Source organism: Parabacteroides sp. AF21-43 (genome assembly GCF_003635435.1).
GTDB lineage: Bacteria > Bacteroidota > Bacteroidia > Bacteroidales > Tannerellaceae > Parabacteroides > Parabacteroides distasonis.
In genome coordinates this window covers 20512-46123 of the sequence record NZ_QTMG01000026.1, presented here as the reverse complement: position 1 = coordinate 46123, position 25612 = coordinate 20512, and the positions used below count along the sequence as shown (strand labels likewise).

The window sequence follows — 25612 nt, the reverse complement described above, 5'->3', positions numbered from 1 at the left end:
GTCTTTAACTCTTTTTTTTCGCTTTCTTCGTGCACTGGAGAAGGATGTGAATGATTTTTTATTCCTTTGTATACGAAAAAAGATACAATCGTATGGGTTCATTGGATGAAAAGATATCAGTGGTCAAGGCTAAACCTTGGTTGGTCAGTTTGGTTTGCGCAGTGTTTATCGCCTATCCGAATTTGGCATGGATCTTTTGTGACATGAGCTATCTGGCTCCGAACGATCATCAAGGGTTTTTGCTCTTCTTTGGGTTCCGTTTTCTTTACTTTTGGGGACTTATTTGGTTTTTGCTGAAAAGTAACTTGAAGCATGAGGATTGTACCTCCTTCTTCGAGCGGTTGTTCTGGAATGCCTTGTACGTTTCTGGAGGCTTTGTTGTCTATAAATTGATCTCCTTCCTGACTATTAGTTATGATCGTTTTTTGAGTATCATTATCTTCCAGTTTATCGTGTTGGCGTTGTTATGTACCTTGATCGGCTATATACAAATGCTATATCACAATCAACGGGAAAAGGATCAATTGATCGAGAATCTGCGTGTCGAGAATTTGCAGAGCCGCTGCGATGCATTGGTGAACCAGATCAATCCGCATTTCTTTTTCAATTCATTGAATGGAATCTCCTCCTTGATACGGAAGAAAAACGATGAGAATACCTTGTTGTATGTTACGAAATTGTCCGATATATTCCGTTATATCCTTCAGAGTGATAAAAAGAATTTGGTACCACTGTCGGAGGAGCTTGCGTTTATAGAGGCTTTTCAGCATGTAATGGTAGTCCGTTTCGCCAATAAGCTGACTTTTACGATCGAAGTTCCCGAAGATAAGCGGAACTTGCGAATTCCCGTATTATCTTTGCTTCCGTTGGTAGAGAACGTGACGGTACATAATATTATAGACAGCGAGCACCGAATGGATATCTTGATCCGGCTGAACGAGCGAATGGAACTGGTTGTTTCTAATCCAATCTATCCGAAATTGACCTTACCGGATACGAATGGAACCGGGCTTAAGAATCTGGAGAATCGTTTCTTTCTATTAATGAATAAACAAATACGGGTAGAATCTGATGAGGATGAGTTTCAGGTATACCTACCCCTAAAATGATGCTATATGAGAATACTGATCGTAGAGGACGAGACCGCCGCCTATGAGAACTTAGCGGATATGTTGGTTACAATAGATCCCACGATTGAGATCATGGGAAATACGGAGAGTGTCCGGCAAACGGTACGTTGGCTGCAAGCCAATCCGAGGCCGGATTTGATTTTTATGGATATTCATTTATCGGACGGTTCCGCTTTCGCTATTTTTGACCAGATAGAGGTGGAGGTACCGATCATCTTTACTACGGCGTACGATCAATATGCGATCGACGCTTTCAAAGTAAACAGCATAGACTATATCTTGAAGCCGATTAAGCCGGAAGAATTGAAACGGGCCTTAGATAAGTTTAGCCGATGGAATCATCAAGATATCATCCATTATTTATCCCAATTAACACAGTTGTCTACTACTCCTAAATACAAGGATAAACTACTGATTCCTGTTAAGGATAAATTGTTGCCTATTAGCTTGAAAGATGTGTCTTGTTTCTATACGGCTGATAAGAATACATATGTTTATTTAAAGACTGGTAATTCGTATCCATATGCTAAAACATTGGAACAGATAATTTCTTCTTTAAGTCCTGCTGATTTTATCCGTGCGAATAAACAATTCATCATTTCTCGTGATAGCGTGAAGGACATAACAATTTGGTTTGATAGCCGTTTGCTCGTTACTTTGGATATAGAAGTGCCTGAGCGTATATATATTAGTAAAAATAAAGCATCCGAGTTTAAGTCTTGGATAGTAAGTCTGGAATGATAATTAAATAGAAATGCCGGTTCTCTTAAAGCCGGCATTTTTTTGCCCTTTTCGTGTTCAATCCCCATTTTTTCCTTTTCGTCAACAATCGGAAACTGCCTATCCGATAATTCTTCATCTTTGCAATACAAACAAGGAGATACATCAATAAGATGTAAGTTGAAATTTTGATGTTAATCCGAGTTTTATCATACACATTAGATAGGTTAATAGGTTTGTAAAAAAGGATTAGTCCGAAACAAAAGAATGTTTAGGCTATCTTCTCTAAAATGAGTGTTTGTTTTGTGAATGGTTTTGTAATAGGTAAATTGTAGGTATTATGAGAAAGTTAATTATGGCGGTAGCGGTTTTGGGAATGAGTGCTACAATGAATTTTGCGAAAGCGCAATGTGTGAATGAATATGGGAATAAAGAACCGTTTGCGGTAGAGTTTAGCCGATTGAGTTCTTATCTAGGATTGGCTCCTTACCAAATGGAGGAGGTACTTAACATTAATGATTATTTTGTACAAGAACAAAGAAAGAGTTTGAGCAAAGACCTGAAGCGTCAGGATGAACGATTGCAAAAAGCCGTGTATGGCAATTTGAAGCTGATGAAAGAGGCGTTGACTGCCGATCAGTATCGCAAGTATGTCATATTGTTAAATGTAACTAACAACAATAACCGATTAACCGGAGCTGTGACATTTACGGATATCTATTTGGCTGAGAATAAATGAGTGTAACCTTGGCTCGATGTGATGTTGATTAGAAAGGCGATCCTTGTGTCGAACAGGGATCGTCTTCTTTGCTTCTGTCCTTTTCCTTTTGGAAGTGCGCTATCAGATTTTAGCGAAAGCTTGATCCAGATCATCTATAATATCATCTATATATTCGGTTCCGATGCTCAAGCGTACGGTGGATGGTGTTATGTGCTGTTGGGCAAGTTCTTCCGGACTCATCTGGGAATGAGTGGTCGTGTATGGATGAATGACAAGGCTCTTTACATCGGCGACATTCGCTAGTAGGGAAAAGATCTCCAGTGAGTCGATGAATTTCCAAGCGGCTTCCTGCCTGCCTTTGATCTCGAAGGTGAAGATACTGCCGGCACCATTTGGGAAATATTTATTGTAAAGTTCGTGGTCCGGATGGGTAGGAAGTGATGGATGATTCACCTTTTCTACTTTCGGATGTTTTGATAAATAATCCACGACTTTCAATGCGTTTGCTACATGGCGTTCCACGCGTAGGGATAAGGTCTCTAATCCTTGCAACAAGATAAAAGCATTGAAAGGAGAGATCGTTGCCCCGGTATCGCGAAGAATGACCGCACGGATACGGGTGACAAAGGCGGCGGAACCTGCTACGTCCGCAAATATGGCTCCATGATAACTTGGGTCTGGTTTGGCTAATGTAGGAAACTTATCGGCATTCGCCTTCCAGTCGAAAGTACCTCCATCTACAATTACGCCTCCTAGACTACTGCCATGTCCCCCTATGAACTTTGTGGCGGAATGGATGACGATGTCAGCTCCATGTTCGATCGGACGAATCAAGTAGGGGGTTCCGAACGTATTGTCTACGATTAATGGAATATGCTGTCGGTGGGCGACTTCCGCTACCGCATCCAGATTCGTTACGTCAGAGTTAGGATTCCCGAATGTCTCTACATAAATGGCTTTCGTGTTTTCCCGGATAGCTGCTTCTAATGCGTTTAGGTCATTTACATTGATAATCGTATTAGTAATGCCTTGGGAGGCCAGTGTATGGGTGATCAGGTTGAAGGAACCGCCATACAAATTATCGGCTGCGATAATATGATCTCCTGCCCTCACTATGTTCTGTAACGCATAGGTGACAGCCGCTGCTCCTGAAGCCACGGCCAAACCTGCCACGCCTCCTTCTAAGGCAGCTACACGTGCCTCGAAAACGCCTTGCGTGGAGTTTGTCAAACGTCCGTAAATATTCCCCGTGTCACGTAGGCCGAAACGGTCTGCCGCATGTTGTGCGTTATGGAATACATAGGAAGTTGTTTGATAAATGGGTACCGCACGTGCGTCGGTTGCGGAATCCGGTTGTTCTTGTCCTACATGAAGTTGTAATGTCTCGAAATGTAACTTCTTTGTTGCCATAGTCATCTTGTTTATTTAGTTCTTATTCTGTTGGCAAATGTATGATGTGTGTGCTTTTTGGACAAGATTCGTTGAGAATATAGAAAATAATACTATTTTTAGGGCTATAAATAGAATACATCTTCGGCGAAGGACGTTGGGGAATCAATCCGATAGAATTTTTTTCTTATGAATGTTTCAGATAAGTTAGACAAGGTGGATCTGCAAATCCTCCGAACGTTACAAGATAATGCCCGGTTGACTACGAAAGAGTTGGCGGCAAGGGTCAGTCTCTCGTCAACCCCGGTGTTCGAGCGTTTAAAACGTCTTGAGAATAGTGGATATATAAAGAAGTATATAGCGGTACTAGATGCGGAGAAGCTGAATCAAGGCTTTGTTGTCTTTTGTAGCGTGAAATTGGTTCGGCTGAATAAGGATATAGCTTTTGAGTTTACCCGGATTATCCAAGAAATCCCCGAGGTAACGGAGTGCTATAATATTTCAGGCGATTATGATTACTTATTGAAGATACACGCTCCCAATATGAAATATTATCAAGAGTTTATTTTAAATGTGTTAGGAACGATCGATAGTTTGGGCTCGTTGAGAAGTACTTTTGTCATGGACGAGGTTAAACACGACTATGGGATCCATATTTAAGCAGTAGATATTCTATTTTTGTCTTTTGTTAGGGTTTCCTTCCAAATATTTGTATATATTTGTGGCTATACAGTATAAAAATGGGAGGTGTAAAACCATGGACGATACAAAGGACACAAAAGATATAAAAGAAACGGGCGAGGCTGCGTCCGTTCTCTCTGCGGACGAACAGATGATACAAGATGGGTTCAATGCGTTGTTGAACGATTATTTGAAGTCAAACCACCGCCGTAAGGTCGAACGAATCACGAAAGCTTTTAATTTCGCTAATCAAGCGCACGCCGGAGTGAAACGGCGTTCCGGCGAACCTTATATAATGCATCCTATCGCCGTGGCTCGTATCGTATGCCGGGAGATGGGTTTGGGCTCTACCTCTATTTGCTCTGCGTTACTGCATGATGTCGTGGAAGATACCGAGTATACAGTGGAGGATATCCGGGATATGTTCGGAGACAAGATCGCCCAGATCGTGGATGGCTTGACGAAGATATCCGGTGGCATTTTTGGGGAACAGGCCTCGGCTCAAGCCGAGAACTTCCGTAAGTTGCTGCTGACTATGAGTGACGATATACGGGTGATTCTAATCAAGATCGCAGACCGTCTTCATAATATGAGGACTTTGGGTTCCATGCTTCCCGCCAAGCAATTTAAGATCGCGGGTGAGACTCTTTATTTGTATGCTCCTCTGGCGCATCGTCTGGGTCTCTTCTCGATCAAGACGGAGCTGGAGGATTTGAGTTTTAAATATGAGCATCCGCAAGAATACGATTTCATCAGCGCTAAGTTGAAAGCGACGGAAGAGAGCCGTAATAAATTATTCGAGCGTTTCGCCGCCCCTGTGGACGAGAAGCTGAAATCGATGGGACTTCAGTATGAGATGCGTGCCCGTGTGAAATCGGTCTATTCCATTTGGAATAAGATGGAAAGCAAGGGTGTCGCTTTCGAGGATATTTATGATATTTATGCGGTCCGCATTATTTTTGACCCGCTTCCCGGTGTGGACGAGAAAAACCAATGTTGGGATATCTACTCGGCTATTACGGATATTTACCGGATTCGTCCCGACCGTATCCGTGATTGGGTGAGCCGTCCGAAAGCGAACGGTTATCAAGCGCTTCATCTGACCGTTATGGGACCGGATGGACAATGGGTAGAGATCCAGATCCGTAGCCGCCGTATGGATGATATCGCAGAGAAAGGCTTCGCTGCCCATTGGAAATACAAGGAATCCAACGTGGAGGAGGATACGGAATTGGATAAATGGATACAAACCATTACCGAGATATTGGAGAGTCCGGACCCGAATGCGCTGGATTTCTTGGATACGATCAAACTGAACTTATTTACTTCCGAGATATTTGTTTTCACTCCGAAAGGAGATATAAAGACATTGCCCCAAGGGGCTACCGCCTTGGATTTCGCTTATGCGCTTCACTCCGATATCGGTAATAAATGTATTGGCGCTAAGGTAAACCATCGTTTGGTGCCATTGAGTCATCCGCTGTCCAGTGGAGATCAGGTGGAGGTCTTGACTTCACGTTCTCAGGAGCCGCAACCGGAGTGGTTGAACTTCGTGACTACCGCTAAGGCTCGTGCGAAGATCGATGCCGTATTAAAGCGTGTCCGTAAAGAGGTCGCTAAGTATGGAGAGATAAAAGTTCTTGATGCCTTCAAGCGTTCGGAGCTTGAGGCGAGTACATCCAATCTGGATAAATTAGGTATGTACTTTGGATTCTCGAAACGCGAGGAATTCTTTTATGCGGTAGAGAAGGGGGATGTGGTTTTGCCCGAGAATTTAAAGAAGCTGTTGAAGGAGAAGACGGATAATGTCTTGTTTAAGTATGTGAAACAGGCGTTGGGTGTCGCTTCCAAGAAGGTGAAACAACCCGAAGAGGAGGAAGCCAAGAAAGAGAAGCCTAAATATGATAAGAAAAAGCCTTATTTATTGAAAGAGGAGGCTTTTGAGCGTAATTATGTAATTGCCGAATGTTGTAAGCCGATTCCGGGAGATGACTCTTTAGGTTTTATCAATGACGATGGTAACGTAGTGGTTCATAAACGTTCCTGCCCGATCGCCATGCGCTTGAAAAGTAGCTTTGGCGAACGTATCTTGAATACGGTTTGGAGCAGCCATATGAACGCTTCTTTTGAGGCCACGCTAGAGGTGAAAGGTATAGACTCGATAGGTGTATTGAATACGATCACGAAAACGATTTCCGAGGATTTCAACGTGAACATCATGCGCTTGCTGATCGAGGCGAAAGACGGCGTGTTCGAAGGTAAGATAAAGATGAAAGTTCATGACGTAGAAGATATCCAGAAAATGTGCGTGACTTTGTCGAAGATACAGAATATTAAATCTGTCGGACGTGTAGCGGATTAAGTGTAGCGAAGTGCTTCGCTACACTTTTGTTTTATAAAAGCTTTATCAACCGACAATCAAATAAGTTATATAAGCTATATAACAAGCGATCAATAGGATTCCCTCCGGCCTAGTGATGGTCCGTTTCTTGAAGAAAAGGCCAAAAATGTAAAGCAATACGCATGAACCGATCATGACGCCCAAATCCAGATTGGTAATGCCTTGTATGTTCATCGGCGTGATTGTCGCGCTACAACCTAATACGAAGAATATATTGAAGAGGTTGGAACCGATAACATTTCCGATCGCCATCTCCGGGTTCTTCTTTAATGCGGCCACGACGGAAGTCGCTAACTCAGGAAGAGAGGTTCCTCCGGCCACTAAAGTCAAACCGATAATAGATTCGCTGACACCCAGTCCACGGGCGATACCAGAAGCTCCATCCACGAAAAATTGTCCTCCGTAAATCAAACCGGCCAATCCTCCAATGATGAATAAACTCGCTTTCCAAATGGGCATTATTTTAATCGTGCTCTCTCCATTTTCCTCTCCATTATGTGCGATCGCGAATGTATAGCCAAGGAAAATGGCGAAGAAGCATAATAGTAACATTCCATCGCTACTACTGATACTATTTTGCGACGCGCCGTTGATCAAAACGTCATTCGCGCAAATAAATAATACGATTGAGGCAAGCACGCAAAGAGGGATTTCTTTGCTCAACGTACCTTTCGTGACGCTGATCGGTACGATAGCGGCCGTACAGCCGACAATCATCAAGGCGTTAAATATATTGCTTCCTACTACATTACCAATAGCGATATCTGAGCTTCCTTTCAAGGCAGATACGACACTGACCGTTAATTCCGGTGCGGAAGTCCCAAACGCCACAATAGTTAGCCCGATTACTAAGCTGGAAATATTGAAGCGTTTGGCTACCGAGGCGGCACCATCCGTCAAGGCGTTAGCCCCAACTAAAATTAGTAGTAAACCGCCAATTAGTAATACGATATCCATTAGTCTTTAGAATGGCAAATCATCGATAGGATTGGCCGGTCCGAAATCAGGAGCGGATGAGGCTGGAGCCGTAGGAGCGGAAGCCGGAGCGAAATTATCCGGAGTTACTCCCATCGGAGCGGCTTGAGAAGCTGCCGCCATCGGACGGTCTACTTTCCATGCGTTGATACTGGTGAACCAGCGGCCTTGGTACTCACGGCTGTCAATGTCGAAAGAGACTGTCAATTCCTCGCCCGGCTGAATGGCCGCTTGAGCGATCTTATCCGCTCCGAATATCTGGAAGCATACTTTCTTGGGATATTGATCGTGTGTCTCTAATACGTACTCTTGTTTTTTCCATTCGTTTCCGGCTTTGCTGACACCGCCTACTTCCGGTAGGACTTGAATAATTTTTCCTGTAATTTCCATGTCTTGTATTTTATTTGCTTATGTTTTATTTAATTGGGGACGAAGGTACGGTTTTGTTCTGGTTTTATCAACAGAATAATCACACTTTCGGGGCAAAAGCATCGAATGCGTCTTTCATAGCTAACAGCTCTTCTTTGATCTGTTTCAGGCGGTTTACGATCTCTTCTTGCCGGATCGTCGTCTCTTTATTGTCCTTCAGTTTTTGCCGTGCGCCGGCCAAGGTCATCCCTCTCTCTTTAACCAGATGGTAGATGAGGCGTACCGCGTCGATATCCTCCTGCTTATAAAAACGGGTACCTTTGCTCGTCTTCCTTGGATTGATGATATCGAACTCCTTCTCCCAAAAGCGAAGGGTGGACTCGTTCACGTCGAACATCTGCGCCACCTCGCTGATGGAAAAATAGAGTTTGAGATCTTTATTCTTTTTTAGACTCATACTGCTAATGAAGTTTAATCCATAACCTGACCATGATTCTCGGCAATCTGGATCATACGGTCGTATTCCTCAGGTGAGAGATCCATGTAATAGTATTTAGATGGGTTATCATACTTCCCTCGTACGATTACCTCATAATGCAAGTGAGGACCGGTAGATTTCCCGGTATTTCCAACCTCGCCAATCACCTCTCCACGAGTAACCTTTTGTCCGACACGTTTCTTGAACTTACTCATATGACCGTATAAAGTCTGATAGCCGTAGCCATGATCGATAATCAAACAATTTCCGTATCCCTGTTTCCAAGCGGCGAAAGTGACAACGCCATTACCTGTCGCATAGATCTCCGTTCCCACTTTAGCCGAGAAATCCATTCCGGAATGGAAACGAGGTGTACGGTAAATCGGGTCGATACGTACGCCATAGCCGGAAGCGGTACGACGCAGATCCTTATTGGAAATCGGCTGGATCGCCGGGATACATTTACTTCTCTCTTCTTGGTTCTTTCCTAGGGAGATCAGTTCTTCCAAGGAATTGGATTGGATATATAATTGCTTACGTAGCATATCCATCTTTTGGGTCGTGGAGACAACAAGCTCCGGATTGGACAGGCTCATCAAATGCTCGTAACGGTTTGTCCCTCCAAACCCGGCTTTCCGAACGGACTCGGGGATGGACTCGGCTTGGAAGATCGCCCGGTACAGATTCTCATCACGCTGTTGGATATCATCCAATACGTCCAATGCGTTATTTAAGCGAAGGGAAAGTACCTCGTATTGAGTTTGCAATAGGCGGTTCTCCTTACGTAACTGAGATTCCATCGGAGAGTCCACCAAATGCATCATGACGAAAAAAGTGGCTACGCCGAACGCTATTCCGGTGCTTAAATGGCGGAGAACGGTGAACAGCCGGTCTTTGCTAGATGGGTATACACGCTCATAATTGAGAGTGTTCGGATTGTATAAATAGTATGTTTTGCGACTTTTAAAGAGTTTCATCTACATTTTTTGTTATCTGAATGCACGCAAAAATAATAATTTGCAGTACTTTTGCAAATTGTTTTTCAGAATATTAACGAGAACTATATAAATAGATTATGTTGACAGCAAAAGAAATCCGTGAATCCTTCAAGCAATTCTTCGCTTCTAAGGAACACCAGATCGTGCCTTCCGCTCCAATGGTGGTAAAGGGTGACCCCACGTTGATGTTTACGAACGCGGGAATGAATCAGTTTAAAGATATTATCTTGGGCAACGTGCCCCGTAAGTATCCTCGTGTCGCGGACTCTCAGAAATGTCTTCGTGTTAGCGGTAAGCATAACGATTTAGAGGAGGTAGGGCATGATACCTATCACCATACGATGTTTGAGATGCTCGGAAACTGGTCGTTCGGAGATTATTTTAAGAAAGAGGCGATCAACTGGGCTTGGGAATACTTGGTAGAGGTATTGAAGCTGAATCCGGAGCGTTTATATGCCACCGTATTCGAGGGAAGCCCTGCCGAAGGCTTAGATCGTGATAACGAAGCTGCTGGTTATTGGGAGCAATATTTACCGAAAGATCATATTCTGAACGGTAACAAACATGATAACTTCTGGGAAATGGGGGACACGGGTCCTTGCGGTCCCTGTTCCGAGATCCATATCGACCTTCGTTCGGACGAGGAGCGTGCGGCGGTCAGCGGTGCCGATATGGTAAATAAGGATCATCCGCAGGTAATCGAGATCTGGAACCTTGTGTTCATGCAATTCAACCGCAAGGCCGACGGCTCTTTGGAACCGCTGCCGGCTAAGGTAATCGATACCGGTATGGGATTCGAGCGTCTGTGTATGGCATTGCAGGGTAAGACCTCAAATTATGATACGGACGTATTCCAACCGATTATCAAAGTAATCGCAGAAATGGCGGGTACGACTTACGGTACGGATAAACAGCAAGATATCGCCATGCGTGTGATCGCCGATCACATCCGTACGATCGCTTTCGCTATCACGGACGGACAGTTGCCTTCCAACGCTAAGGCCGGTTATGTAATCCGTCGTATCTTGCGGCGTGCCGTTCGTTACGGTTATACGTTCTTGGATCGCAAGGAAGCGTTTATGTATAAGCTTTTGCCTGTATTGATCGAGACGATGGGCGACGCTTATCCGGAATTGATCGCTCAGAAAACCTTGATTGAGAAGGTTATCAAGGAGGAGGAAGAATCTTTCCTTCGTACCTTGGAAACCGGTATCCGTTTGCTGGATAAGAAAATGGAGGAGACGAAGGCTGCGGGCAAGACAGTCTTGAATGGCGTAGATGCCTTTACATTATATGATACCTACGGATTCCCGTTGGACTTGACGGAATTGATTCTTCGTGAGAACGGCATGGAAGCCGATATCGAGGCCTTCAATAAGGCTATGCAGAAGCAGAAAGAGCGTGCCCGTAACGCCGCCGCTATCGAGACAGGCGACTGGATCACGCTGAAAGAGGGTGAATGTAAGTTCGTGGGTTATGATTTGTTCGAATGCGAGGCAGAGATCTTGCGTTATCGCCAGATCAAACAAAAGAATAAAGTATTATACCAGATCGTTCTGGATCAAACCCCGTTCTATGCGGAAATGGGTGGACAGGTCGGTGATACGGGTTGGTTGATCGCCGACGACGAGAAGATCGACGTGATCGATACGAAACGAGAGAATAATTTGCCGGTTCATTTGGTTACTAAACTACCGAAGGACGTAACGGCTACATTTACCGCGAAGATCAACGTGAAAAAGCGTATCCAGTGTGAGTGTAACCACTCTGCCACGCACCTTTTGCATGAGGCGTTGCGTGAGGTATTAGGTACGCACGTAGAGCAGAAAGGTTCGTATGTTTCGCCTGATTCTTTACGTTTCGACTTCTCTCATTTCCAGAAAGTGACGGACGAGGAAATCCGTAAGGTGGAAATATTGGTTGGAGAGAAGATCCGTGCGAACTTCCCGTTGGAAGAGCATCGCAATATGCCAATCGCCGAAGCAAAGGCGCTAGGGGCTATGGCTTTGTTCGGTGAGAAATATGGCGATGAGGTACGTGTCGTGAAATACGGAAGCTCCGTGGAGCTATGTGGTGGTACGCATATCCCGGCAACCGGTATGATCGGTTCTTTGCACGTGATAGGAGAGAGCTCTATCGCCGCAGGTGTCCGTCGTATAGAGGCGGTTACGGCCGAGGGCGCCGAGCAATTCGTATATGCCCAGCAAGATCTGATCCGTGAGTTGCGTGCGTTGATGAACCATATGCCGAATTTGGCGCAAGCGATGAAAAAGTCTATCGAGGAGAACGCGGAGATGAAGAAACAGATCGAGGATTATATCCGTGAGAAGTCTATGCGTTTGAAAGAGGAGATCGTGGCGAAAGCTTCGGAGAGCAATGGTATCAAGGTTATGCAGTTCGTTGGTAAGGCAAATGCGGACGCTATGAAGAACGTGGCTTTCCAGATCAAGGCGGAGACAACCGATAGCTTTGTCTTTGTTGCCGGTATCATAGACGATAACAAATGCACGCTCATGCTTATGTTAAGCGATGATTTGGTGAAAGAGGGCTTGCATGCCGGTAAGATCGTAAAAGAGGCCGCTAAGCATATCCAAGGCGGTGGTGGTGGACAACCCCATTTCGCTACGGCCGGCGGTAAGAACATGGAGGGCCTTTCCATTGCGGTTGGCGCTGTGAAAGAGGCTGTTGGAGTACAGTAAAATCGGTTCGGAAGAAATTGACTTTTCTTTCGGACTTAATGATAGATTCCTTCGGATCGAATAAGAATTCCATCCGAAGGAATTTTTTTATGTCGTTTTGATAATCGGAATACATGTTTTACCTTTGTGGTCTAAGGTTTTAAATAAAAAAGATATGTCAGAGCAAAAAGTGGTTATTTGCAAGGACCTGAAATCGGAACTGCAAGATTTTCTCTCCTCTCTAAAATACGATAAGTTGTTCATCCTTATGGATACGAATACCAAAGAGAAATGTTTTCCCTTGGTAGAGGATATACCGGCCTTTCAAAAGGCGCCGATTCTCGTGATGGAAGCGGGTGATATGAATAAGGGTTTTGTCTCATTAGCCCAGATATGGACAGCTTTGTCGAATGAGGGGGCTTCCCGTAACTCCTTGCTGGTGAATTTGGGCGGCGGTATGATTACGGATATGGGTGGTTTTGCCGGCGCTACTTTCAAGCGGGGCATCCGTACGATCAATATCCCTACGACCTTGATGGCGTCCGTCGATGCTGCGGTTGGCGGTAAGACGGGTATAAACTTCAATGGGTTGAAGAACGAGGTCGGTTCTTTTTATCCCCCCTTGTGTGTATTCATCGATTGCGATTTTTTGCGCACGTTGGATCGCGATAATATCCTTTCCGGTTATGCGGAGATGATCAAGCACGGGTTGATTAGTTCGATGGAGAATTATGCGTCTGTCATGCTTTTTGATATCGACACCATGAATTATTCGTATTTGAATAGTTTGGTAGGCCAGTCGGTCGCCGTGAAAGAGCGGATCGTAGAGGAAGATCCCAAGGAACAAGGTATTCGTAAGGCATTGAATTTCGGTCATACGATCGGCCACGCTTTCGAGAGCTTGTCTTTCCTGAAAATGCGTCCGATCTTGCATGGTCATGCGGTAGCGGCGGGTATCGTGAGCGAGCTTTACCTCTCGCATAAGCTGTGTGGCTTCCCGATGGAGAAATTGAGTCAAGTCGTTTGTTATATAAAAGAGTATTATCCGGCGCTCTTCTTTGACTGCACGGACTACGATACCTTATATGAGTTAATGACACATGATAAAAAGAATGAGGGCGGTATCATCAACTTCACTTTACTGAAAAATGTAGGAGATGTCCGTATCAACCAATCGGTCACCAAGGAAAAAATCTTGGAGTCTCTTGATTTTTATCGTGAAAGTTTTGGCATTTAACGGAAAAAAACTACCTTTGCACCCGTAAAATAAAAGCGGGATGTAGCTCAGCCCGGTTAGAGTACGCGTCTGGGGGGCGTGTGGTCGCTGGTTCGAATCCAGTCATCCCGACTAAAGCTGAGATAAAAGGAGTTAAGTCTATGGCTTAACTCCTTTTTTTGCTCTCTACCACTTTCCTAAAACAATGAGGCAGTAGAAATTCCGACTCATCCGATATTCATGGGGGATAGCCTTAAATCATGACAACAGATTAAAATTGATATATTTCCGTTTGAATTTAGTGCGGTCATTCCAGCCTGTTTTAGCCATTATATCTGTTAATGGTTGCTTAGTGCCGACTTATCGGTGCATGCTCTGTGAGTTCAAAGTCTTTTGGGGCACGATTGTTTATCGGAGTAGGGAGGCCTAGCTGTTTGATAGAGTGCCATTGGCTGCTGAAGTGAATAACTAACGGCTTGTCGAATGAATAACTAGCGGCTATATATAGCCGCTAACTAACGGCTCGGGAAGTGAATAACTGATCACTTGGAAAGCCTTCTACGGCCTGCGAAATCAAGTATGCGCTAACCTAGAGGAGGATTTTTGGAAATTATATTATATATGTACACGTACATTAAAGAATATGATATATGTGAATAGGTTTTAGTAATACATACCAATAATATCAAGGACTGATTTATCTAATAAAACGGCTAGTATAAACGATCGTTTTAATCAGTCATTTGCAAAGGTACGCGTTTCTTTGACTTCTGCAACCCTTCCGAGCTATTTTTTTCATCCCTTATTCTCTTTCTTATCAATAGGATAGCCTATCCTTTACGAAACAACCGATTCCTTCAACGAACTTCTCTTTTTACTCCTCGAAAAACGCAAGATTTAGACGATGGTCTAGACTAGTCGTTTTGGTATGGCGAAGGATAATTAAAGAGTTGAGAGATATTTAATTAACACTATTATTAATATTTAAATTAGAGATTATGAACAAGAGAATTTCTACTATGTTTGCGTCGTTCTTGCTTATGGCAGGTGTGGCGTTTGCTGCGGATGGAACTACTTATTCTCAGAAAGAAGCTAAGCCAACAGAAGGTCTGAAAGTCTATTTGGGAAATGAAGAGGGTACATCTTTCTTGAAATCTGCGAAAGTGACGGACGCTGCTTATAAGTTTGCGAATACCGTTACAGAAGGCGAAGCTGGTGTCTTCACGGTTACAGGCGTAAAGACCGAGAATGGTAAATTGATGTTTAAACTGGTAGACGCTGCTGGAAAGGTGGTTTATGGTAAGGAAGGATCCACGGTTGTTGAGGCCGCTGGCGAGGATGATGTGAAGAAAGGTTATTGTTGGTTTACTTATGATGACAATAATACCTCTGATAACTATAATGATGATAAAATTACATTAGGAGGTAAAACTTTGGCTTATGATATGGCTACTGCCGCAAATGTAGCAAAAATGCTTATCGCTAAAAAAGGAACAACCTCTAGTGATTTGAACAGCAATCTTTCCGGTAAGGGTTTCTCTTTTAAATTCCCGAACGCCGCTTCCGAGGCTGACGTGAATCCGTTTGGAGAGCAGATGTTCGCTATCGACGCTTCTACTGTTAATTCTACATTGGAGTTAGGTGAGACTGAGGTTTCCGGCGAGTGTTTCGTTGTAGCTAACGCAGCCGGTTTGAAGTTGGCTAAAGAGGGTGGTGTAACCGCGGATAACTTGAAAGCCGCTACTTTCATCGTATTGAACCCGAACGCTACATTCGGTATCACGAGCTTGGATGCTGCTAAAGGTGAGGGTTTCGGTTTCACTACCGTAAAGGGCGAGAAACTGAACGCTACCAATGTTAAGAAAGACGGTAAAATCGCTTTCATGAACGCTATCTATAGTGTTTCTGAAAAAGACTTGGCAAACAAGGCTGGTCAATATACGATCAAGATGACAGGTGTGAAGGTAACGAAGGGCACAGATGAGAACTTTGGTTCAGAGTTAGCTGTTTATGTAGGAGCTTATTCCTTGACCACTGGTGGTTTGAAGACTTATATCACTACGAAGGGTTCCACTGATAAGCTTTCCTTGGCCCAGACTACAGGAAATACATGGGCAAAGGCTTCTGATCTGTTGAAGACTGACGGTGCCGCTATCTATAATATCTACTTCACAGGAACTAAACCTGCCGATGGTGAAGAAGGTGAGTCTTTGTATGGTAAATATTTGGTTTCTACGTATGCGAAAACTGAAGAGCCTCGTGCTACCGCTTCTTTCTCTAAGGAGGCTTTGGCTCCTGCTAAGGTTGACTTGAAGGCTCCTGTTGCACAATGGGTAATTGTAAGTATGCAGGGGTCCGGTGCTGTTACGTTTAAGAATCTTGAGACGAATGAAACGTTTAATGCTAATTTGTATAAGACAGACAAGGCTGGAATTTATCAAGCCGTAAAGACTTCGGTTGGTGATATTCCTGCCGAGAATATCAAATTAGTTGCCGTAAGCGCTAATGATGGCTTCTTGGCTCTTTCTGACGCTCAATTGAAGCAAAAGGCTCAGTTGGTATTTAATGGCGAATCCTCTGTTGCCGTAGAGAAAGTGTATATGAACTATAATACCAATGATTCTAAATTTGAGCCGGTAAGTGATGCCGCTAAGAGCTACGCTTGGAGCTTGGAGAAGGCAGAGGCTGTTAAAAATAATGTTGAGTACATCTATTTGAAGGATGACGAGGTGGCTAAGAAGAAAGCGGATATGTTGACTATTCAAGCTTACTATTTGGTTGACGATAAGAAGGGTTTGAAGCATGAGAGTTCCGACTATAAGTTGGTTGATTACAACGATAAGAAAGCGGACTATCTTTCTCGCTTGGTATTCAAGAAGAACGTTGACGGCACTTATTCCGTAATCTGCTTGGATGATGCTCTTAACGCTGACGAGGCTGCCGATAATTATAATGACGTTGTCAAGGCTGACGCTAAAATGTTGAAAGTGGATGTGAATACTCCTAGCTTCGATGAAGTTCTAGTTGGTGCGGAAAAGGCGGATTATGCGAAAGTAGTGGTAGATTTCTTCCAGATGGGTGCTAGCTTGGATGCTGTTCCGAGACATGCGACATTGGATAGTGAGGAAGGTTCAATCTCCTTGAAGGAAAATAAGAATGGTATCCTTGAGGGTATCATTGGCGCAGAAGGTCTGACTTTCTGGTTGGATACGGCAGATAGTAAGGCAGAGCTTCCTTCTTTCTATATCTCTAAAGGTATCGCTGAAGGTGACTCCGTTGCTCCGGTAAGAAATTTCTTGTATTTCGCTCAAGACTCATTACGTTATTGGAATGAGGCTCATGCTGAGTTTACTTATGATGAGAACTATGGTTTGGAAGGTACTTATGGAGCTGAAGCTGATGAGAATACAGATGTTAAAGCCATTTTCCGTCCGGCCACTTTAGCAGGTGTCGATACGATCAATACAACTGTAAACGGAAAGAATGTGGTTGTTGCGGCAGAAGCTAAGGAAGATGTTTGCCTTGGAGGTATAAATAACTTCAAATTTTATATCACGAAGTTGGATGGTGCTTACTCGGTGAGACCGGTAGATCAACCTACAAAATATTTGTATGCGTTGAACGGTAAGTTAGGCTTTACTACTGATACTTCTAAAGCGTTGCCGGTAACAGTAGGTGAGGGTAATCCTACATCTAATGAGTCTATCGATAACTCTGCGTCTTCTTCTATCGTAGTAACAGGCAACGCCGGTTCCGTAACGATCCAAGGCGCTCAAGGCGAGACTGCTTATGTTCGCAACTTGTTGGGTATGCCGTTGGCAGAGACAGTTGTCACTTCCGATAACGCTACGATCGCTGTTCCTGCTGGAATCGTTCTTGTAACGGTTGGCGACGAGACTGTAAAGGTGGTCGTTAAATAAGACATGTAAAGGAATAATGAAAAGATAAATCGAAAATCATTCCCGTGCGGATTATCCAAGTACCCCGAGAGGGCGAACAAGCGGGAATGGATTAATATTAATACTAAAGTAATAAATTAAAGTTCATCCGTAAGTACTTCCGTGAGGATGGAAACGGATCAAAGGCAAGGGGAGACAGTATTGCGCTGTTTCCCCTTATTTGTTGATAAAGGTAGATAAGGGCTTTGTTGGTGAAATGGACGGTATTCGATCTTTTTGATTGATATAAGGGGGATATCGTGACATACCCTTTTTGAGAGAGGTATGAAGTAGGGGAGATCGGAGGGGTATAAATAGCCTTTTTCATGCAAAAGGACCACTTTTTACACACGATAGGTGGTAAAAGGCAGTGCGACTAGTCGTGTTTGGCAACGACAGTAGTGCCGTTGGGCATCGTAAACAGTCATGAATAGGGTTGTTAGTACTCATGAATGGGCATCGTAACCCTGTTATATCCCTGTCGTAACTCAATGAGATAGCCCGGATAAGCTATAGGATATGAATTAGGATGAATTAAATTCGCTAGGATAAAAGGCTGTTTTTAACTAATGCGGTATAAGACAAATGATTGCTAATATTTTTTCTCGTATTTGGGGATAAGCTGTACGTTTGCCCGAAAAAAGTGATTCTCCGGCAGTTGAGTTTACAAATTGACAAAATGCCAAGGTGCTTTTTTTGTGAGCTTATAGGAAGGGCTAGATCCGAAAACAAACCTTGATTTTAGAGAATGGCATGGGATAAATTCCATGCTTGTACGTGCTTTATTCCTTCTTTGGAAGGAAGCGGCAAATCATCGAGCGAGACAACGATCTTCTCGTAATTATCCTCAATGGCCTCTAACGAGGCATATTCCCGTTCGATGGTTTCTTTGTCGATTAGTAAATAAGTGGATTGGAGATAGATAACCCTCTCTCCTTTGATAGCGACGAAATCCACCTCTTTGTTCTTTATGCTGCCTACGTATATTTGATAGCCGGTCCTTAATAAATCTAGATAAATGAGGTTTTCTAGTTTATACCCAATGCCGTAGCCAAAGCCTTGATATAAATAATTGTTGAAACCTAGGTCATTGATGTAATACTTACAATTCCCGGCGATGGTCTCCTTTCCCTTGATTTGGTATTTCTCGACTTTATGTACCAAAAAAGTGTCCTCTATGTAACTAATGTAGGAGGCGATCGTATCATAGCTGGTCTTCCTTCCCGAGCTCTTGAAATAATTGGTGATATTCCGAATTGATATTAAATTAGATGCGTTATTTACCAGATAGACAAAAATGTCCTCAAGCAACTTAGCGTCTTTTATGTTTTGTCTTTGTATGATATCACGTAGTAATACGGTGTCTTTTAATGCGGATATATAATTTCTTTGTACTTCTGGTTGAGATAGATGGTATAATTCAGGCATACCACTACTTTGCATATATTCTAGGTAGTGTACCTTGTTGTTTTCTTTTTGGGTGATTCCAAGAAACTCTGTGTATGAAAAAGGATAGATGGCAAATTCCACATAACGTCCGGCTAATAACGTGGCGAGTTCTCCAGATAGCATTTTAGAGTTGGAGCCACTAATGAATAACTCATATTCGGCGGTATAGTCTTGTGAGTATGAGTTGGCGAAGCGTTCCCATCCCTCTACATTTTGGATTTCGTCAATGAACAGATAGATACGACCTTGAGGATTTATTTGTTTTAAGTAGAGATTAAACAGGGAATCAAGATCTTCATTGGTTTTCAAAAAATAGAAGGCGGATAGCTCACAGTTAATGAAGAATATATTTCGGGGATTTACTCCACTATTGGCGAGATGGCTAGCTAACTGACGAAGGAGATAGCTTTTCCCTACACGTCGCTGTCCTACCAAGACTTTGATTAATCTGTTTCCGGTGTAGGATAATATCCTATCTAAATAATCTTGCCGTTTATAGCCTGTTGGAAAATCGTTTCCACCCCATAGGTTATACTTCTCTAATGTCTTAAATCTATCGTCCATACTCGAAACTTTTGCGTAAAAGTACAAAAGTTTCGAATGAACTCGAAACTTTTCCCGTTAAGAATGGGATATACCCTTAAAAAAATAACGGCAACCGCCTTCCGCCGAAAGCCAAGTTGCCGTTCAAAGTTAGGAATAAGGTTTGGTTTGTTCCTTTGTAATGATTCTAACATTAATATGTAATGAGAGTTTTCTACATTTTATCGATACAAAAGTAAATGCCACTTGTTACGACTTGATTACGGGAGTGTTACATTTTTAGTAAAGGTCTCGCCAAATCGGTTGATAACCTTGATCTGTACGTCTTTGACTCCGGCAGAAGGGTGGCAACGGAATAAGTGCGATGTATGATATCCGGAAGGTTTTCCGTGCATGTCGATATAGTCTTGGTCTTCATCATCGAATTGCTCCATGCGACCTTTCTCTATGCCGTTTTCGCTCCATGTAACTTGGTAGGTCGGGTCCCAATCCCATACGTTCACCACTAGGTAATCCGCTTGCGATTTGAACTCATTCGGCTTATAAACCCTGAATTGATAATCCGAATCATGGCCGGTTGCCTTATAATACCAAGTAGCGGTATTCCCTTTCACCTCAACGACCAGATAACCGTTCGGGGCGCCGCACCGGTTTACATGGCCGGCCCACCAAGCTCCGCAAGCGGCTCCGATATTATGCTCGTACAGATTCGGTGTGACTTGGTTGTTCTCGAAGAAATGCGTATGCCCGGCGAAGATATGGACATTATAAGGGCCGACGATCTCTTTCAGGCTCTCAGCGTCCTCGGCGTTTCCTCCCCCTTTATCCGTCTGGTTGAATACCGGGGCATGTACGTTGATAAATACAAGTGTCCCGGGTTTAACGTAACTCAGGTCGTTTTTCAGCCATTCCAGTTGTTCCTTTCCGAAGCGTTCGTCATATTTCTTGTCTTTATAATAATCAATATCTTTTAAGGTGATGATATGTGCATCCCCGACATTGAACGAATAATTGTAAGGGCCGAAATGATCCTCGTAGATACGCTCCGCGTAGCTCTCCTCGGTTACCTTTTGATTGGATAAGGCCGGGTAACGTAAGTCGTGGTCGTGATTGCCGATCACGGAGAACATCGGGATGCCTAAGACCGAGACCGCTTCCTTATAAGGAGTGAATAAATCCATGCGATCCCAAGTAATGTCTCCCAGCGCCATACCGTAGACCTCTTTTCCTTGGTAGCGCTCTATAGTCTGCTTCAAGTCGGGGATGGTCTCTTCACGGAAACGTTTCATCTGCCGTTCGTCGATGGTCTGAGGATCGGAGATTGCCAAGTAGACAAACCCGTCGATTGGCTGTTTCCTAGGGGTGAGCGTAAAATCATGTTCATTGATCTCCTTACTTTTATCAAGTTGCTGATAGAAAAGATCCGGTATACCTTTTGTTTGCTCGATCTCGTAGTCACCCGGTACGGAGAGGTAGACAAAGCGGCTTTTGTCCAGATTCGAATCTAGGCTATATTCTCCCCGCTCATTTGTTTGCGTGAAATTATAACCATCCGTAACGACTACGCCTTGTAGCGGTTTGCCTGCCGTATCGGATACAGTGCCTCTTACGGTAGCGGCTTGCGCTATCCAAGTGGATAACGCAAGTAAAAGCGTGAATGATAAGAATTGTCTCTTCATCGTAATTTTTTTTATGATTTGAATATAGAATATGTTAGTTAGAATTTATAACGTACGCCGATTTGAATCTGCCAAGGATTTCCGTTCATATTGGATACACCCGTGTTTTTGTTTACGTTATATACGTATTGCTTCTTCTCCGCGTCAAAACTCTTGATGGAGTAGATATTCTGCTTGCCTAGATTATGTCCGGCACCCCAGTCCTTGTTCAGCATATTCAGGAAATTGAAAAAGTCTATCGAGGCCTCGATGGAATGAGTCTTATAGATCTTGAAGTTCTTGTTCAAGCGCAAATCGAAAGTACCGTAGAAGCCATTTACGCCACCGTTACGCTCGGCAACCTTCCCATAGTTTTTACGGATATAATCTTTTACGCTCTTCTCCGCTTCCGGATTGTCCAAGATCGCTTGGATACCCTCACGAAGATATTGAGGCGTATTACTATCGTTCGGGTCATAGATATAAGCCAAGTCGTTGGATGATACGAAATCACCGTTCATATTACCACTAACCGCTAAAGAGTAGCGGGTTCCACCGATCCCGGAGAAACGCAAGCCAACGCTGATCCCCCAGAAAGAAGGAGCCGTACCGTAGAATACGACCTTATGGCGGAATTGGTTGTCCGAGTAAGTCATGGTACTCAAATCACGAGGATCATCTTTTACCATCAAGGCTAGAGTCGCTGTATTCGCTACGTTACCGTTGTAAGAGGTGTTATCCTTGGAATCGTTCCACGTATAGCTGAAAGAAAGCTCGCCATCCTTGAAATAACGCCAAGTTCCATCTACAACGAACGCGTATTGGTTGATTTTTCCATCGCTGATTAATTCCAGCACACGGCCTACCTTATCACTTTTACGTCCTTGCATCCAGTCGGTCGCTCCGTTCTCGGTATTGATACTCTCGGCGGGGACGAACACGCCACGATTCCCCTCGGCGGCGATACGGAAGTAAGGCTCGTCCACCATATTACGGTCTACGTACATATAATTATGGCGTGCCCAGTTGGCGTAAGCACTGATACCTACCCGCAAGCGATCGGAGAAGAAATGCGTGTAGCTGGCGTTCAACTTATATACTACCGGTACACGGGCATCCTTACTATTCATATTGATCGTGCTGATCTTTTGGATATTCGGGTTGTTGAATAAATCAACGCCCGGAGCGGTAGAAGGGTCTTTTCGGTATGCCGGGAAATTCGGTGTTGGAACCAAATTGCCTTGTATATCCACGGACGCTACCTTCGTACCGTCGAACAGCATATTGTTGATCATCGAATAGTTGTTTAAATCCGAACCGAAGATACCGGCGCCAAGGCGGATAATATCTTGATGTTTATCATTCACGTCCCACGTGAATTGAACGCGGGGTTGCAACTGGAAGGTGGAGATTACGTTGTCCGTACGTAAGCCTAGTTCGTCATAAACGGTCTGGTTAAAGTTCGCGTGGTTGAAATAGCGGGTATAATCCGCACGGATACCGGCCATGACCTCGAATCCGGTGAAAAGCTTCGTTTGTAATTGTCCGTAGATAGCGGAGTTCAAGGTGTTCATCTTTACGGTAGGATCATCTACCAAGGCGATTTCCCGGGCATAGCGGTAAGGAGTCATATGCTCGAAATTATCCAGTCCCGTGAAATAAAACCGTCCGTTCATCTCACTGCCGTAGAGTGATTTCATATTGGTGTACATGAAGTCTGCTCCGAATGTATAGTTGATGCGGTCCGTATTATAATACATATTGTCTACCAATTGAAGTACATTATCCTTAAAATGTTCGGGAGCGTAGCGTTGACCTCCAAGTTGGATGGAAGTGTACATGCTCTTGTCACCAGAAATAGATTCCACGTTCTCTACGATTGCTCTCGGAATATTAGAACTAGGCAATTGCTTGTTCGGGGTCGTAGCCTCGTAAACCAAGAAATGTTGAAGCTTCAACTCGTTGGTCAGCTTTGGGCTTAATACCGAGCGTAAGGTAGCGAGTAAGCTGTTGTTATGCGATTTGCGATCGATCCAAACCTCGTAGAGATTGATACTGGAGTTATCGCTCTCGCTCTGTTTATTATCCTCGTTGATGAAATTATTGCGAATGGTTAACAAGTTGGTTGCGTTCAACTGCCAGTCGATACGGGCGAAGACCGCGTTCGTCTGCTTCTTCTTACCGAACTCCCCGAATTGAGGTTCATTCGAGACTCCGTATTTAGTACGGGCGATATCCAGATAACGGTCTAGCGTAGATTGAGTGACATTATAGCGAGACTCGTCCGCCGCCGTCTTGATATCCGCTATATAAATCGGACGGGAATCCTGTTGGTGATCCCATACGACATAGAAGTGCGCACGGTCTTTCACGATCGGGCCTCCCAAAGAGAAACCATATTGATAGGTAGAGAAGTCGGAAGTCGATTTATTTCCCCGTATATCATAGGAACTGGATAACCAATCGGCACGACCGAATCCGAATACACTTCCGGTGAAAGTATTGGTTCCTGATTTCGTAACAGCGCTCACGGTACCGCCCCCGGAACGTCCGTTGGTCACGTCATATTGATTGGTTACCACCTCAAACTCGCGGACGGCTTCCATGGATATCGTATAAGCGCCGGAAGTCGTTCCGCTCGCTACGGTTCCTTTAGCCGTCATACCGTCGATGGTGTAATTCGTTGAGGATGATAATTGCCCGGCGATATTTCCTCCGCTACTCAATGGCGAGAGATCCATCAGGGATGTGAAGTTACGGCCGTTTACCGGAAGCTTCGTGATATTTTGAGCGGAGATAGATGTTGCCGCGCCGATCTTCGGAACCATGTTCTTCAAGGAATTAGCGACTACCTCGACAGCTTGGATCTCCACCGATTCCTCCGCTAGCTTGAAATCCACTCGAAGCATATCCCCTTGGTTCAATGCGTATCCTGTCTTTTTCTGTTCCCCATAACCGATATAAGAAGCTGTAACGGTATAAGGAGAACCTAGCGGAAGCTGCTTGATGGTGTATTCTCCTTTATCGTTCGTGATAGAGCCCGTGAAGAATCCGGTAGATTCATTCTTGACTTGGATCGTGGCCCCGATCACTGATTCCCCTTTATTATCCACGACCGTACCGGTGATAATGGCTTGCGTTCCTTGCGCGAATAGGAGAGCCGGTAAGCAATTAAAAAATAACAAACAGGCAAGTAACCTGCAAGTAATGCGTTTGTTAAACATCCTCATAACAATCTTTTTAAAATTAAACCTAAATATCTTTTACGGCGCAAAAGTAAGTGTCCCGTTTTGCAAAGAGATTACATCCGTGTGTAGGTTTAAATAAAGAAAAAAGCCTAATGAAGGATATCCATTAGGCTCAACGAGAAAATTATAAATGTGTCTATAAAGAAGAAGGTTAGTCCTCATCCAACGTTTTGATAATGCTAGATGCTATCTTGGATGAACTCTTGCGGCTGCTCTTTCTGAGTTTATCCGGATTCTCAAGATTCATACAGGTAAAGAAGTTATTCCCCCGATATACCTCGTTTTTATCTTTATCGAATAGGGTATAGCTGACGATATGGAAAAGTGTGCGCAACGGTTGGTCTTGCCATTTAAGATAATGCTGGTTTAATACCAGCAGATAATCAGCGCCGGCATTATCCAATACCTTTTGTAACTCTTCGGTCGGCACGGCTGAAAGATCGGAATAGCAATCCTCGCTCTCCCCGTTCACCTTGATCTCATTCAGTACCTGTCCGGTCACTTGTGTAGCGTTTGCCGGGATAAACTTACAATCTCCGTTCTTTACGGATGCGGCGATATTCTCGGCGATGATCGTATTATACGTTTGGTCGATACTATCCGCTTTCATACCGGTCTCTTCGGCGATCATCCCATTGTAGAAATAGTTTGATTTCACGTTATCGTGCAAACCTACGATGAGAATTTGCTTCGCATGATAATTGTCACCTTCCTTCTTACTTTCTTTAGCGTTCGCTGCTATAGAAGCTACGGCTAAAAAGAACATAACCGTAAAGATTCTGATTTTAAATAACCTTTCCATGATTCTTCTATTAAATTCTGTGTCTATTAATTTCGAAGGCAAAGATATTAGCGAGGTGTTGCAGGGATATTACGGTTGTATAAAGTAATGGTTACCGATAATCCCCCTGTACCGGCTTGGATATTAAAATCGTGGATTCGTTGTAAAGTCTATTCTGCCGTGTGGATGAGTTCAATCAAAAGGCGGTTACCAAGAAACTTTAAGGAGATATAGAAACA

General features: G+C 43.8%; 17 protein-coding genes and 1 tRNA gene. 9 read left to right on the top strand and 9 right to left on the bottom strand.

The genetic code is table 11. The annotated features are described in order from the left end of the window. Positions 1–50 precede the first annotated feature (50 nt). The 3 genes from DWX84_RS16325 (at position 51) to DWX84_RS16315 (ending at position 2589) form a co-directional block, all read left to right on the top strand. On the top strand, positions 51–1109 hold the full coding sequence (locus DWX84_RS16325; RefSeq protein ID WP_172514233.1) for a sensor histidine kinase: 1059 nt from the start codon (positions 51–53) through the stop codon (positions 1107–1109). Positions 1110–1115: 6 nt separating this feature from the next. Beyond that, positions 1116–1871 carry a LytTR family DNA-binding domain-containing protein gene (locus tag DWX84_RS16320; RefSeq protein WP_048927950.1) on the top strand — a complete coding sequence of 252 codons (756 nt, stop codon included), beginning with the start codon at positions 1116–1118 and terminating at the stop codon, positions 1869–1871. Between the two features lie 319 nt (positions 1872–2190). After that, the gene (locus DWX84_RS16315; RefSeq protein WP_005861266.1) at positions 2191–2589 is read left to right on the top strand and encodes a hypothetical protein; all 399 of its coding nucleotides are present in this window, start codon (positions 2191–2193) and stop codon (positions 2587–2589) included. 102 nt (positions 2590–2691) lie between these two features. Here the strand turns inward: DWX84_RS16315 and DWX84_RS16310 are convergent, their stop codons facing one another. Continuing rightward, positions 2692–3981 carry an O-acetylhomoserine aminocarboxypropyltransferase/cysteine synthase family protein gene (locus DWX84_RS16310; RefSeq protein ID WP_048927951.1) on the bottom strand — a complete coding sequence of 430 codons (1290 nt, stop codon included), beginning with the start codon at positions 3979–3981 and terminating at the stop codon, positions 2692–2694. A gap of 168 nt (positions 3982–4149) precedes the next feature. Between DWX84_RS16310 and DWX84_RS16305 the strand changes: the two genes are divergently transcribed. Both DWX84_RS16305 and DWX84_RS16300 read left to right on the top strand, forming a co-directional pair. Further along, positions 4150–4620, top strand: coding sequence for an Lrp/AsnC family transcriptional regulator (locus tag DWX84_RS16305; protein WP_005861270.1), 471 nt, complete (start codon positions 4150–4152; stop codon positions 4618–4620). Between the two features lie 97 nt (positions 4621–4717). After that, on the top strand, positions 4718–7003 hold the full coding sequence (locus DWX84_RS16300; RefSeq protein WP_005861271.1) for a bifunctional (p)ppGpp synthetase/guanosine-3',5'-bis(diphosphate) 3'-pyrophosphohydrolase: 2286 nt from the start codon (positions 4718–4720) through the stop codon (positions 7001–7003). Between the two features lie 45 nt (positions 7004–7048). On the opposite strand, the gene DWX84_RS16295 is transcribed toward DWX84_RS16300, so the two are convergent. From DWX84_RS16295 to DWX84_RS16280, 4 genes are all read right to left on the bottom strand, one after another. Then, positions 7049–7999, bottom strand: a complete 951-nt coding sequence (locus DWX84_RS16295; protein WP_005866891.1) for a calcium/sodium antiporter — start codon at positions 7997–7999, stop codon at positions 7049–7051. Between the two features lie 6 nt (positions 8000–8005). After that, the gene (locus tag DWX84_RS16290) at positions 8006–8407 is read right to left on the bottom strand and encodes a DUF3127 domain-containing protein (RefSeq protein WP_005866893.1); all 402 of its coding nucleotides are present in this window, start codon (positions 8405–8407) and stop codon (positions 8006–8008) included. A 79-nt stretch (positions 8408–8486) separates the two neighbouring features. Continuing rightward, a complete protein-coding gene (locus DWX84_RS16285; RefSeq protein WP_005861277.1) occupies positions 8487–8843 on the bottom strand; it encodes a MerR family transcriptional regulator in 357 nt (118 codons plus the stop codon). Positions 8844–8857: 14 nt separating this feature from the next. Continuing rightward, positions 8858–9841 carry a M23 family metallopeptidase gene (locus DWX84_RS16280; protein ID WP_005861279.1) on the bottom strand — a complete coding sequence of 328 codons (984 nt, stop codon included), beginning with the start codon at positions 9839–9841 and terminating at the stop codon, positions 8858–8860. 98 nt (positions 9842–9939) lie between these two features. Between DWX84_RS16280 and alaS the strand changes: the two genes are divergently transcribed. The 4 genes from alaS (at position 9940) to DWX84_RS16260 (ending at position 17676) form a co-directional block, all read left to right on the top strand. Next, the gene (alaS, locus tag DWX84_RS16275) at positions 9940–12561 is read left to right on the top strand and encodes an alanine--tRNA ligase (RefSeq protein ID WP_122377562.1); all 2622 of its coding nucleotides are present in this window, start codon (positions 9940–9942) and stop codon (positions 12559–12561) included. A 154-nt stretch (positions 12562–12715) separates the two neighbouring features. Beyond that, positions 12716–13777 (top strand): 3-dehydroquinate synthase, encoded by a 1062-nt coding sequence (gene aroB, locus DWX84_RS16270; protein WP_048927955.1) that lies wholly within the window; start codon positions 12716–12718, stop codon positions 13775–13777. A gap of 36 nt (positions 13778–13813) precedes the next feature. Next, a tRNA-Pro gene (locus tag DWX84_RS16265) sits at positions 13814–13888 on the top strand. 866 nt (positions 13889–14754) lie between these two features. Further along, positions 14755–17676 carry a DUF6383 domain-containing protein gene (locus DWX84_RS16260; RefSeq protein ID WP_121961099.1) on the top strand — a complete coding sequence of 974 codons (2922 nt, stop codon included), beginning with the start codon at positions 14755–14757 and terminating at the stop codon, positions 17674–17676. Positions 17677–18435: 759 nt separating this feature from the next. On the opposite strand, the gene DWX84_RS16250 is transcribed toward DWX84_RS16260, so the two are convergent. The 4 genes from DWX84_RS16250 to DWX84_RS16235 all read right to left on the bottom strand — a co-directional run bounded on the left by DWX84_RS16250 (position 18436) and on the right by DWX84_RS16235 (position 25394). After that, positions 18436–19707, bottom strand: a complete 1272-nt coding sequence (locus DWX84_RS16250) for an ATP-binding protein (RefSeq protein WP_048927957.1) — start codon at positions 19705–19707, stop codon at positions 18436–18438. A gap of 239 nt (positions 19708–19946) precedes the next feature. Continuing rightward, complete coding sequence (locus tag DWX84_RS16245) at positions 19947–21365, bottom strand: calcineurin-like phosphoesterase family protein (RefSeq protein ID WP_122377561.1); 1419 nt, start codon at positions 21363–21365, stop codon at positions 19947–19949. Positions 21366–21403: 38 nt separating this feature from the next. Further along, positions 21404–24574, bottom strand: coding sequence for a TonB-dependent receptor (locus DWX84_RS16240; protein WP_121961100.1), 3171 nt, complete (start codon positions 24572–24574; stop codon positions 21404–21406). A 169-nt stretch (positions 24575–24743) separates the two neighbouring features. Further along, positions 24744–25394, bottom strand: coding sequence for a hypothetical protein (locus DWX84_RS16235; RefSeq protein WP_005866912.1), 651 nt, complete (start codon positions 25392–25394; stop codon positions 24744–24746). Positions 25395–25612 lie beyond the last annotated feature (218 nt).